This window comes from Candidatus Pelagibacter sp. PS_43 (genome assembly GCF_059417795.1).
On record NZ_CM182066.1, the window covers coordinates 137,171 to 149,780 of the forward strand.

General features: G+C 22.0%; 13 protein-coding genes. 6 read left to right on the forward strand and 7 right to left on the reverse strand.

The features are described from left to right. Positions 1 to 4: 4 nt before the first annotated feature. The 5 genes from AC5SLL_RS00735 to AC5SLL_RS00755 are packed head-to-tail and all read left to right on the forward strand — an operon-like array spanning position 5 to position 6,904. Positions 5 to 1,309 carry a PQQ-dependent sugar dehydrogenase gene (locus tag AC5SLL_RS00735; protein ID WP_494586696.1) on the forward strand — a complete coding sequence of 435 codons (1,305 nt, stop codon included), beginning with the start codon at positions 5 to 7 and terminating at the stop codon, positions 1,307 to 1,309. A 3-nt stretch (positions 1,310 to 1,312) separates the two neighbouring features. After that, positions 1,313 to 3,085, forward strand: coding sequence for an LIC12162 family transferase (locus tag AC5SLL_RS00740; protein ID WP_494586697.1), 1,773 nt, complete (start codon positions 1,313 to 1,315; stop codon positions 3,083 to 3,085). After that, positions 3,075 to 4,832 (forward strand): ATP-binding cassette domain-containing protein, encoded by a 1,758-nt coding sequence (locus tag AC5SLL_RS00745; protein WP_494586698.1) that lies wholly within the window; start codon positions 3,075 to 3,077, stop codon positions 4,830 to 4,832. Before AC5SLL_RS00740 ends, AC5SLL_RS00745 begins: the two co-directional genes overlap by 11 nt. Positions 4,833 to 4,872: 40 nt before the next feature. Continuing rightward, positions 4,873 to 6,069 carry a DegT/DnrJ/EryC1/StrS family aminotransferase gene (locus AC5SLL_RS00750; protein WP_494586699.1) on the forward strand — a complete coding sequence of 399 codons (1,197 nt, stop codon included), beginning with the start codon at positions 4,873 to 4,875 and terminating at the stop codon, positions 6,067 to 6,069. After that, positions 6,053 to 6,904 (forward strand): NAD-dependent epimerase/dehydratase family protein, encoded by an 852-nt coding sequence (locus AC5SLL_RS00755; protein WP_494586700.1) that lies wholly within the window; start codon positions 6,053 to 6,055, stop codon positions 6,902 to 6,904. Before AC5SLL_RS00750 ends, AC5SLL_RS00755 begins: the two co-directional genes overlap by 17 nt. On the opposite strand, the gene AC5SLL_RS00760 is transcribed toward AC5SLL_RS00755, so the two are convergent. Genes AC5SLL_RS00760 through AC5SLL_RS00780 form a run of 5 tightly spaced genes read right to left on the reverse strand, consistent with a single transcriptional unit; the run spans position 6,893 to position 9,896 of the window. Continuing rightward, on the reverse strand, positions 6,893 to 7,462 hold the full coding sequence (locus AC5SLL_RS00760) for a glycosyltransferase (protein ID WP_494587060.1): 570 nt from the start codon (positions 7,460 to 7,462) through the stop codon (positions 6,893 to 6,895). The two genes, AC5SLL_RS00755 and AC5SLL_RS00760, sit on opposite strands and share 12 nt — an antisense overlap. Then, the gene (locus AC5SLL_RS00765; protein ID WP_494587061.1) at positions 7,449 to 7,778 is read right to left on the reverse strand and encodes a glycosyltransferase family 4 protein; all 330 of its coding nucleotides are present in this window, start codon (positions 7,776 to 7,778) and stop codon (positions 7,449 to 7,451) included. The genes AC5SLL_RS00760 and AC5SLL_RS00765 overlap by 14 nt, the downstream gene beginning before the upstream one ends. Before the next feature lie 52 nt (positions 7,779 to 7,830). Continuing rightward, positions 7,831 to 8,052: a hypothetical protein gene (locus AC5SLL_RS00770; protein ID WP_494586701.1), complete on the reverse strand. Its 222-nt coding sequence runs from the start codon at positions 8,050 to 8,052 to the stop codon at positions 7,831 to 7,833. Further along, a complete protein-coding gene (locus AC5SLL_RS00775; protein WP_494586702.1) occupies positions 8,049 to 8,798 on the reverse strand; it encodes a glycosyltransferase family 2 protein in 750 nt (249 codons plus the stop codon). Before AC5SLL_RS00775 ends, AC5SLL_RS00770 begins: the two co-directional genes overlap by 4 nt. Next, complete coding sequence (locus AC5SLL_RS00780; protein WP_494586703.1) at positions 8,799 to 9,896, reverse strand: glycosyltransferase; 1,098 nt, start codon at positions 9,894 to 9,896, stop codon at positions 8,799 to 8,801. A gap of 98 nt (positions 9,897 to 9,994) precedes the next feature. On the opposite strand from AC5SLL_RS00780, the gene AC5SLL_RS00785 reads away from it, so the two are divergent. Beyond that, the gene (locus AC5SLL_RS00785; RefSeq protein WP_494586704.1) at positions 9,995 to 10,852 is read left to right on the forward strand and encodes an FkbM family methyltransferase; all 858 of its coding nucleotides are present in this window, start codon (positions 9,995 to 9,997) and stop codon (positions 10,850 to 10,852) included. A gap of 6 nt (positions 10,853 to 10,858) precedes the next feature. On the opposite strand, the gene AC5SLL_RS00790 is transcribed toward AC5SLL_RS00785, so the two are convergent. Then, on the reverse strand, positions 10,859 to 11,656 hold the full coding sequence (locus AC5SLL_RS00790; protein WP_494586705.1) for a hypothetical protein: 798 nt from the start codon (positions 11,654 to 11,656) through the stop codon (positions 10,859 to 10,861). Then, positions 11,653 to 12,549: a hypothetical protein gene (locus AC5SLL_RS00795; protein WP_494586706.1), complete on the reverse strand. Its 897-nt coding sequence runs from the start codon at positions 12,547 to 12,549 to the stop codon at positions 11,653 to 11,655. The genes AC5SLL_RS00790 and AC5SLL_RS00795 overlap by 4 nt, the downstream gene beginning before the upstream one ends. Positions 12,550 to 12,610: the final 61 nt, after the last annotated feature.

Sequence of the window (12,610 nt, forward strand, 5' to 3'; positions counted from 1 at the left end):
TTTAATGATTCAATTAATAAAAAAGTATAAAAAAACTTCCATATTACTGGTTGTCATCTTAACGATCACTTCTTTAACCTCTTATTATTTTGGGGCCTTATCTTATCATTATAAATTTTTTCCATTCAATTCTAAAATTAAAAAAGTAGAGGAACAAATTAGTTTTATTGAAACAGCTAAGAATAATCTTAAATTATTAGAATATAATTTGCCCACTTATAAAAAATATGGAGCGATAGATAATTTTAAAGATAAGATAATTTTTGTAGATAATGACGGTTTTCTCTATTTATTTGATACAAAAAATAAATCATTTGTTAAAATTAAATCACCAATACTTATAAATAATAAAAAAAAATTTATTAAAAAATATGAAAATGAATTAGGCACAGTTAGATTAGAAAATTTATTTGGTACTAGAGATATTTTAATAGAAATTATAAATGGTCAAAATCAAATTTTTCTGTCCTCTTTAGACTATAATGTTCAAAATGATTGTTATGTAATTTCAGTTTATAACAGCCAAATTAAAGATAAAGACAACGAAATTTTAATTAATGATTGGAAAAAAATATTTAGTTCCAATCCTTGTTTAAAAACTGATTTAACTCCTAATGATTTATTTGCATCGTCATCATCAGGGGGAAGAATTGCAAAATTAGATGAGTCTAATATTTTAATTACCTTGGGAGATTTTTATGCTGATGGAGTGAATGGTCCAATATTAAGTCAAAAATTAGATAATGACTATGGAAAAATTGTTCAATTAAATATTAACACAAAACAAAAAAAGTTTTTTTCTGTTGGTCATAGAAACCCACAGGGTCTCTTTGTAAATAAAAATAAAGAAATTTTTTCAACTGAACATGGGCCTGAAGGTGGCGATGAATTAAATTTAATTTTAGAAAATAAAAATTATGGATGGCCCTATGAAACGTTTGGTACAGATTATAATAGTAAAATTTGGCCCTTAACTAAAAAAAATAGAATCATCGATAATTATGAGAAACCATTATTTTCTTGGGGTCCAGGGCTAGGGATTTCTAATCTTATAGTTTATGGCTCAAATTATTTTTTTGAATGGGAGGACAATATACTTGTAACATCATTAATAGGAAATAAAATTATTAGACTTGTGTACGATAAAGAAAACAATAAGATTGGCTATATTGAATATATAAAATTAAATCATAGAATAAGAGATATCATTGAATTAAAAAATGGTAGAATAGCTATTTTAACAGATATTTTAGATGCAAATGCATATGGAAGTATTCCAAAACTTCTCATTTTGGAAAAAAATCTATAGGCGATGTTGCCAAAATATAATTTAATAACTACTGCATTAAAAACTAAAAAAAGTAAGTACGATAAATTTTATCTTGGAGATTGGTGTATAAAATACAATAACAAAAACACTAGCTTAGATGCAAGCAAACACCCATATCATTGGAATGATAAAAAAAAATTAATTAAAGATTATAAATATTTAAAAAGCCTTCATCCAATAATATTAGATACAATATATAAAAAATTAAATAAAGAACTTGGAATAAATTATAAAAAAATTTTTTGGGAAATTTATTTGGGTCCTTGGTTGAATTATTATTTACAAGTCATGTTTGATAGATGGGAAATAATAGACTCTTTTTTAAAAATACATGGAGACAATTTTTTAACTGATAAATTTGATTATGATGAAAATGATTTTATCTGTAAAAATCTTGAAGAGTTTGTGTATAGTTTATATTCAGATGAATATAACCATATTATATTTAATGAGATACTAGCATATAGATTAAACACAAAAAATATTTTCTTCAATAATGGAATTAAAATAAAACCACTTATAAAAAAAAAATATAAGATAGGTAGAAATATAAAAATTTTAAGAACATTTGAAAAAATATTTTCATCAATTATAAAAAAACAAAATTTTCTTTTATTTGACACATACTTATCCAGATATGAAGAAACTTTATTAAACTTAAAATTAAAACAAATACCAACTGTACATTCTCCCAATTTATCTCTTGAAAACTGGATTATAGACAGAAAGTTTAGAAGAGAAGTTTTTAAATATGAAAATAAAAGTAATAGTTTTGAGGATTTTTTATTAAAAAAGTTAAATTTATTTATACCATCAGAGTTTTTAGAAAATTTTTCCAACTTAAAAGATCAATCAAATAACTTATGTTGGCCAAAAAATCCCAAAATAATTTTTACATCACACGCGCTAAATAATTATTCACTATCAAAATTCTATATTGCCGATAAGGTAAACCATGGCTGTAAGCTAATTCATGGACAACATGGAGGTGTTTATGGTTTAGATGAATTCACTACTCATGAAGATTATGAATTAAATGTTTCAAATTATTTTATTTCTTGGGGTTGGTCACATAAGGAAAAAATTAAACCTATTGGAATTTTAAAGCCTATTAAAAATATTAGCAGAAAAAACAATTTTAAAAATAATGATAAGGATAAACTACTTTATGTTTTAAGATCTCGATCACGTTATTCGGTCAACTTATTGCATTCAGATATAAGAAGCTCTCAAATGATCACTTACTATAATGAAAATATTAATTTATTATCAAATATTGATGACAAAATACAAAAAAAAACAATTTTAAGACTTCATTCTAGAAAATATGGATGGGACGAAAAAAAGAGATTTAGTGACTGTTTTAATACTATAAAAATTGATGAGGGACATAAAAAAATTTCCGATTTAATTAAAAAATCACGTTTAGTGATACATACTTATAATGCAACAGGGTTTCTAGAAACTTTAGCAGCTAATGTTCCAACAATTATTTATTTTAACTCCAAAAATAATTTGATAAGAAATGATGCAAAAGTAATATTTAAAGAATTACAAAAAAATAAAATTTATTTTAGTGATGCAAAAGAAGCATCGGATCATATTAACAATGTTTGGAATAATATCGATTTATGGTGGAACAACAAAGAAACACAAAGCACAAGAAAATTATTTTGTACAAAATATGCAAAAATAAATGATAATAAGTTGAATGAAATAAAAAATTTAATTATTGATTCTACTTATGAAAAATAAAATTTTACAATTGATTTCTAATAAAGAAAAAAAGAAAGTTTTTATAATCATTATTGGATTATTTATTATTGCATTTCTAGAAATGATAAGTATAGGTTCTATTCCTGCATTTGTTTATTTATTTCTAGATGTAGATAGAGTTTATGATGTAATTAATCAGTATAATTTAAATTACGAATTTATTGTAAATCTAAATACATCAAAGTTATTAATTTTTTCAAGCCTTATCTTAATATTTATTTTTTTAATAAAGAATATAATAATTTTATTTTTTAATTTTTTTCATTTTAAATTTAATTATGAAATTAAGAAAAACCTCTGTCTAAAGTTTTTTTCGAAATACATTGATGAAAACTATGAAATAATTAAAACAAAAAGTAATTCAAAAATTACTAGAGACATTCTCGTTGAAACATCCCAATTTGTTGACATAATTGATAATTCTATAATATTTATAAGAGAAATTTTAATTTTAACTGGAATAATAATATTACTAATCATTACTGATCCAATTATTACTTTTACAATTGGAATTACATTGAGCCTAATTTTAATTTTTTTTTATTTGTTCTTTAGAAAAAAAATAGCCTCTAAAGGAAAAATAGTTCAACTTGAAAGAGAAAGACTTTTTCAGTGGATTAATCAAACTATGGGTTCAATTATTGACATAAAAATTTTTAACAGGAAATTGTTTTTCTTTAAATTGTTCTCCTCATCTATCAAGAGATATGAAAAGCAAAACCTTTATATGAATTTTATATCAACTTTACCAAGAGTTATACTTGAAATAGTAAGTGTTAGTATGATCTTGTTATTTATGGTTATTTATATTATATCAAATGAAGATTTAGCTTCATTTTTGCCATTTCTAACATTATTAGTTGTTGCATTATTGAAGATGATACCATCTTTTAATAATTTAATTCTTTCAGTTAATACCTTAAAATTTAGAAAACCTTCTTTAGATTTAATCTATGAGAATCTAGCAAATTACAAAACTACTACACAAAAAATAAATCAAGATAAAAATTTAGAAATTAAAGAAGGATTAAAAATAATAGATTTAACTTACTCATACCCAGATAATAAAATAGAAATTTTAAAAAATATTAATTTAGTAATTAAAAAAGGTGAATTTACAGCAATAATTGGAAAAAGTGGATCAGGAAAAACAACACTGATGTTAATTTTATTGGGTTTACTTCAGCCGAAGAAAGGAAAAATTTTAATTGATGGAAAATGTATACACAAAGGACTGATAAATTTTTGGCAATCTAAGATTAGTTTTGTTTCACAGAACCCTTATTTAATAAATGATACTATCAAATCAAATATAATGTTTGGGGATGCAGAAAATAAAAAAAACATTAAATTGCTAGAAGTAGTTTGTAAAATATCAAAATTAGATGAATTTATTTATAAAAATAAAAATGGATTAGAGTCAATTATTGAAGATAATGGAACCAATTTATCTGGTGGCCAGAAACAAAGAATAAGTATTGCAAGAGCATTATATAAAAATTCAGAATTCATATTTTTTGATGAAGCAACTAACGCATTGGATGAAAAATTAGAAAAAGAAATATTTGAACTCATTCATTTATATTTCCCTAAAAAAACAATAATAGTGATTACACATAGATTAAATTCTATTAAGGATGCAGACAATATTATTTATATTGAAAAAGGAAAGCATATTGATAATGGAAAGTATGATTTTATAAAATCAAAATACATTGATGTATAATAGAAGATAATATAAATTAATTTTATTAAAATTTAACTATATGAAAAAAATATCTTACCCTCTTTTAAAGGATGCCTTTTCCAAGTCTGATTTGATGGCAGCACAAAAAGTAATAAAAACCGGACAATTAACAATGTCAAAAATAACAAAAAATTTTGAATTAGAATTTGCTAAAAAAATTGGCTCAAAATATGCATTAATGGTAAACTCAGGATCTTCTGCAAATTTATTGGCAACTTTTGCTGCATGCAATCCTTATAGAAAAAATATCTTTCGAAAAGGTGATGAGGCAATTATCCCTTCCCTGTGCTGGTCAACATCACTATGGCCACTAGTTCAAGCCGGATTAAAACCAGTGTTCGTTGATGTAGATCCTAAGACTTTAAATTTAGGTATAGAAGATATTATTAAAAGTATTACAAAAAAAACCAAACTAATCATGGCGGTACATGTTTTGGGAGGTTGCACTGATATGAAAAAATTAACGCAGATTACTAAAAAAAAAAAAATTATATTAATAGAGGATACTTGTGAAAGCTTAGGATCTACATTTAATAAAAAAAAACTAGGAACCTTCGGTGATTTTGGAACGTATTCTTTTTATTATTCTCACCAAATAAGCTCAGCGGAGGGGGGAATGGTAGTTTGTAACAATTATAATGATTATTCAATTTTACATTCATTAAGATCCCATGGGTGGACTAGGGATTTAAAAGTGGAAAAAAAATTTAATAAATCTGATAAAAGATTTATTTTTTACAATATGGGGTTTAATTTAAGACCAACAGATATTACAGCATCAATTGGACATAATCAGCTAAAAAGAATTAAAACTTTTCAAATACAAAGAAGCTGGAATAGAAAAAAGATTATAGACACAATCAAACAATCAAAGTTATGGAAAAATCAATTTTCATTTCAGGAAATCCATGAAAAATGTGACCCTAGTTGGTTTGGTTTGCCAATAATGATTAATAAAAAATACAGTAAGTATAAAAATAAATTTATAGAGTATTTAGAAAAATCAGGAATCGAAACAAGGCCAATTATAAGTGGTAATTTTGCCAATCAACCGGCTATAAAAAAATTTAACCTTAATAAAAAAAATAAAAAGTTTCCTAATGCTCAAATCATTGAAGACTCAGGTTTTTTTATTGGCTTACATACAAAAAAAATTACTACTAAAGAGGTTAATTATTTAACTTCAAGGTTATTTAAAATTGAAGAATTTAATTAGAACAAGAAAAGTGGTCGGTATTACTGGTGGAAGTGGAGTACTAGGTAAGTTTTTTATTGAAAAATATAAAAATATTTTTAATTTTAAAATGTTTCAAGGTGATATTACCAACTATAAAGTTTTAAAAAGGTGGTACATTGAAAGCAAACCAGATTATTTCTTACATTTTGCTGCTAAAGTTCCTGTTAAATTTGTTGAAAAAAACTATAAAAAATCAAAAAAAATTAATGTTGGGGGAGTAAGCAATATAATAAAAATTATTGAAAATGATAAAAATTTATTATGGTTCTTTCTAGCGTCTACATCCCATGTTTATAAAAAAACTAATTTTCCTTTATCAGAAAATTCAAGAACAGTACCTGCAAACAAATATGGAAAGACTAAATTATTTGCTGAAAATAAATTAAAAAAAATTTACAAAAAAAAAACTATCTGTATTGGTAGAATTTTCAGTTTTACTGACAAAAGTCAATCTAAAGATTTTGTAATACCATCAATTTTTAAAAAGATAAAAGAATCCAGAAATAAGAAGTTTATAATAAATGAAGCTACACGAGATTTCATTCATATAGATGACATATGTTCAGCAATATATTTTTTGCTTAGAAATAATGCAAAAGGTATTTATAATATTGGCACTGGTCATATATCTAAAATAACTGATGTTATAAAATTTTTTTCAAAAAGATTAAAAAAAAAAATATCTATTATTTTAAAAAAAAATAAAGTTAGCGATGTTTTAATCTCTAATAACAATAAAATTAAATCATTAGGCTGGTATCCCAAAAAAAGTTTTTTAGACATTTTAAATGATTATTATTTATCAAATAGATAAGTTTAACACTTTTTTATATAGTTCGATTAATTCTTTTGTATTCTTATCAAGATCAAAATTTTTAACAGTTTTCATGGTTTCTAACTTGGTTATAGATATTTGATTTTTTGAAATTTTATCAATAACATTAACGTACTTTTTATAATTAAAGCTATTAATTAAAAAACCATTTTTATTGTTTACAATCAGTTCGTCAATTCCTTTAGTATTAAACGATAAAATTGGTAAGTTCGAAGCTAAGGCCTCAATAAAAGTAATACCAAAAGATTCAATTCTTGATAAATTTAAGTAAATATCAGACGATTTGTAGTGCTTAATCAGTTCTTCATTTGGAAAATATAATTCATTGATATTTTGTATATCTTCAATTATTTCAAAATCATCTATATTTTTTTTTAATTCTTTATATTTTAAAACTTTATTTGTACCTTTTCCAATAATTTTCCATTTAAATTTTATTTTCTTTTTATTTAAAATAGGTACAATTTTTTTAATTAAATCGAATCCCTTTTTTTTTCTGCAAATCTTCCAACAGTTATAAATTTTATATAATAAGATTTTTTTTTTTAATTTGTGTTTTTTTAAATTTTTTTAAATAAACACTATTTGGAATTAAAAAAATTCTATTTTTTTTTACACCTAATTTTATAAGATCTTTTTCTATGTTTTTTGAAATTGCTGTGAATGCATCTATATATTTGATTGTAGATATTAATAAATCATTATATTTTTTATTTAATCTATAACCATAATTAATCTTAGTCAAAATTTGAACATCGATACCTTGAAATGTAACTATTACTTTTTGATCTAATTTTTTTAAGCAATTAATCAAAATTAAACTTTTAAAGTTTAAAAAACAAAAATGCCAAATATCATATTTTTTTTTTTAATTTTTCTTCTTAAAAAAAATGTAATAATAAAATTTAAATTAATCCCAAGATGATAAAAAAAAAATATACTATAGAGGTTAAAAAATAATTAATTTTTATAATATTATAATTTGTGTTCTTAATATTTGCCTTTCTGTAAATTAAGCAATCTACTTTTAAGCCATTTTCTATAAGTTTATTTGCAAAGTTATTTACCTGTACTTGAGCACCACCTGGTTGGGGGAAAAATACCCCTGGAATAAATGCGATATTCATTTTTTATTAATAAAAAACATAATTGCTTTATGTGTTATAATGGTAAAAAAAAGAAAAAATAAATAAATTTTGCTTTGTTTGTTATTAGCTCTTATTCTTATTTCTTCAATTAATCTTGTGTAATACGGTAATCTTGAAGAAAGACCATCTACTGCAAATTTACCAAATATCTCATTTTTATTAGTTGCCATACCAATAAATTTAGACCTAATTAATCTGTATAATAAATCTCTGTCTGATGAGAATCTAAAATTTGTATTATATAATCCTATTTTTTGTTGAACTGTTCTCTTTATAAAAAAACCAACAGAATGTGAGGGATAAATATTTAATTTGTACCAGATTTTTTTGGGATAAAAACCATGATAAAGTTTTTTGTGTTGAACACTGCCAAATAAAAAGTCTATTTTATGTTTTAAGAAATAATTATTTACAATATTAAATGTATTTGGATAATAATAATCATCAGAATTTAATATTCCTATAATTTCTCCACTACAGAGTTTAATACCTTTATTCATTGCATAATAAATACCTTTATCCTTATGGCTCTCCCAGTGTTTAATTTTATTATTATATTTTTTAATTATATTAACAGTGTTATCTGAAGATTTACCGTCAATTATTATATGTTCAATTTTATTTTTAGTATAATTCTGATTTATTACACTTTTTATAGATCTCTCTATCTTACTCCCTGAATTCAAACTAACAGTTATAATTGATATTTTTAATCTTTTTTTCATTTAACCAATTAACTTTAAATATTGATTTGAATTATTGATTGTGTATTTTTTTAAATTTTTATGAGTTAGTTTTAATTTATTAACTGACAGATCATAGTCATTAATAATGCTTTTTAATTTTTTTTCTAAATCACAATAATCATTTATTTTAAAAATGTGTTTTGTATCATTTTGCAAAATATCAGTTACACCACTACAGTTACTTGCTAAGACAGGCGTACTATTGTTGATAGCATCAAGGAGAACATTTGGAGACCCTTCATATAGAGACGTTAGTATAAATAAGTTTGCATTTTCGTAATATTTTTTTAAGTTTTTTTTCCAACTCTTAATTTTAATAAATCTACTATTTTTAATTAATTTTTCTAATGAATTTTTTTTATAGCCACTTCCTATAATTAATAAATTTATTTTAATATTTTCAGCGGCTATTTTTTTAATGACATTTATTAACATTTCAAAGTTTTTTTGTTTTACAAGCCTACCAGTAGAAATTATATTAAATTTTTCATTTTTATTATATTTTTTTTGGTAAAATTTCTCTTTTTTTTTCAAATAAGGATTGTAAATTATTTTTATTTTTTTTTTATTAAAAACTATTTTTTTTAATGATTTTTTAGATAATCTCGAAAGTGCTATTATTTTATATGTAAATTGATAAAATATTATCTTGGCAATAAATACAAGACAAGCATTTACAATGTTATCTGAGTATTTAGTAGCTCCAATAATTTCTTCAGAATTTCTTATTATTATTTTATTTTTTTTTATTAGAGAAACAAATATTGAAAATAAATGATTTTGCATTGATAAAATTTTGTCATTTTTTTTTAAATTGTTAAATAATAAAATTGCAGAAAAAAAAGAACTTAATAAATTTGAAAAAAAATTGTTTTTATTACTTTTATAATTGATAATTTTTAAATATTTTGATTTTATTAATAATTTTTTATTAATATTGTTTGTAATTAGAACAACTTTTCTTTTTTTATAAACAAAAAAGTTAATTAGATTCAAAGCAATTTTTGAGACACCACCTCGATCAAAACTTGGAAGATAAATACAAATTCTTGAAGATTTATTATTAAGTTTATTCATTTAAAATATAATACTGATTAAATTATAAATAAGTTTAAAAATATTATTTACTATTAATTTGATTTTTTCAGTTTTTACTATAGTTTGGTGGCAATTTGATGATTAATTTTCTAGCTAGAATTATACTAAAATTATTAAAGATATTAGATTTTATTTTAAAAAAAATGAATAAAACTCTATTATCTCATTCATTATATGAAAACCTTAGAAATACTTATACTATTCACCAAATAAATTTTGAAAAAGTGGCCTTTCAAACATTTAATTCTCAATTATATTTCAGGTCCAAAACATTGTTCACTAAAGAGCCGGAAACAATTGACTGGATTAATAAATTTGAAAACAAAAATGATAATATATTTTGGGATATAGGTTCTAATATTGGCCTATATTCAGTTTATGCATCAAAAGCAAAAGATAAAATAAAGGTATTTTCATTTGAACCTTCAACAAAAAATTTAAATATTTTAAGTAATAATATCTCAAAAAATAAATTGGAAGAAAGAGTCAAAATTATTCAATTACCTTTAACAGAAATTAAAAATCAAATTTTAAAAATGTCTGAAAAAAACTCAATTGAAGGTTCAGCGTCAAATAGTTTTGGTGTTGATTATACTTTTGGAGGAAAAAAATTTGATTTTCAAAATAATTATTACTTATTTGGTACCTCAATAGATAATTTAATAGAAGAAAAAATATTAGAAGTTCCTGATTATATCAAAATTGATGTTGATGGTATTGAACATTTAATACTAAATGGTGCAAAAAATACACTACAAAATCAGAAAATTAAGTCAATATTAATCGAAGTACAAGAAGATTTTGAAGAACAATTTGAAGGAATTAAAAAAATTTTAAATGAGAATAAATTTCATTTATCATCAAAAAATCAAAGTGAAAGATATAGAAATCATCCTAAATTTAAATATTCATACAACTATATTTATTACAGATGATAGATGTTATTGAATATAATAATTAATATTAATTGATTTTCTTAAAGCATTTTTTTCTAAAATTTTTTCAATTTTATGAAATGAATTATTTGTTTTTAAAAAACCAATAAGCTTATTTGCTGTAAAAGGAGACTGATAAAATTTTTCCATGTGTTCTAAAAATTTTGAAGACATTTCTTCATTCATAAATTTTGAATCCCATAAATCAACCTTTTGATTTTTATCTTTAAATTTAAAGAAACAAGTCCCCCAATTATCAGAGTTATTTATTTTTTTTAGGTCTGGCAAATAAACCATCAAAGAAATAAGTTTGTTTTTTTTATCAGTATGTAAGGGTATATAACAATTACTTTTTATTATTGAGAATTCAAAGCCAAGTTTAACAATTTTAATATTAAATAAGCCCATAAAATATTTTAAAACTTTAATTATAAATTTATTGTTAATTGTAACTAAAAAAAATTTATTAAAATTTTTTCTCTCATCAATTTTGTTTATTTCAGTTTTTAATAAATTGTAAATTTTTTTGAATATTTCAGGGTTATTTAAATAATTATATAATTTATTATAACTATCTTTTTTTTTTAAAAATTTGAAAAAATCTATACTTTCATTATTCAAATAATTTTTTTTACCAATTTCAAAAGCATTTTTAAATTCACTTTCAGGAGGAAATTCAGATATTAAATTATCATAAAATTTTGTATCAAAAATATTGTTTATCTCAAAAATACAAAATGGTTCAGCTATATATATATCTGAATCCTCGATTCTATTTGGAAGTTTAAATAAAGAATTTTTCATTTAAGTTTATACATTTTTTTTTTTAAAAATTTAGGACAATTATAATCAAGGGCATTTTTATGAAGAACATAAAAGGGTATTTTTTGTGAAATAAAATCATAGGCCATAGTTGAGTATTTAGAAATAAAAACCTGTTTGTATGTTAAAAAGTCGAGTTTATTGAAAATTTTAACATTATTTGGTAATTTTTGTTGAATTTTTGAAATATCAACTTTTGGGTGTATTTTTAATATAAATTTTTTGTTTGAAGAATTTATCAATACATAATTTATAATTAATTTAATTGTTTCTTTATAATCATGCAGACCTAGGATTATTAGATAAACATTTGAAGACTTAGAAATTTTTATAACATTCTTTTCTTTATTGTTAGTATTAAATATATTTATTATATTATTGTTCTTAAAATATTTTAAATAATCAATTCTACTTTTTTTATATTTACAACAAACTAAATCAGGAAGATATTCTTTAAAATGCTTTCTAAGCTTAATGATATCTAGCCACATTAGATTTTCATTAAAAATACCGTGTTGAAAACCAAAAAATTTAATTTTTTTGTTCAACCTAAAAAAATTTTTTTTAACATAGAACCCAAAATGATATTCAAAAAGGTAATAATTAATTACTTTTGGAGATAAGGTTGTGTTAGCTCTTTCAATAGCTGATTCTGTTGTAGATAGTTTAAAAAAATTTAACAAAGAAATTTCAAAATAATCTAAAAGTGATTCATTGATCTTAATGTTTTCATAATTAATATCTGCTTTAAAATTTTCTGTAAGAATATTGTTATATTTAAAAAAATATTTTATTTGTCGCAATATATCTCTTAATTTAACAAAATATTCTATATTGATCATATCATTTTGTATTGATTGAAAAATCTTTTTCATTGTTTTGAAATAATTGTCAGAAAAATGAGTGTCATCTGTGTGAATAAAGTTCAAGTTATTT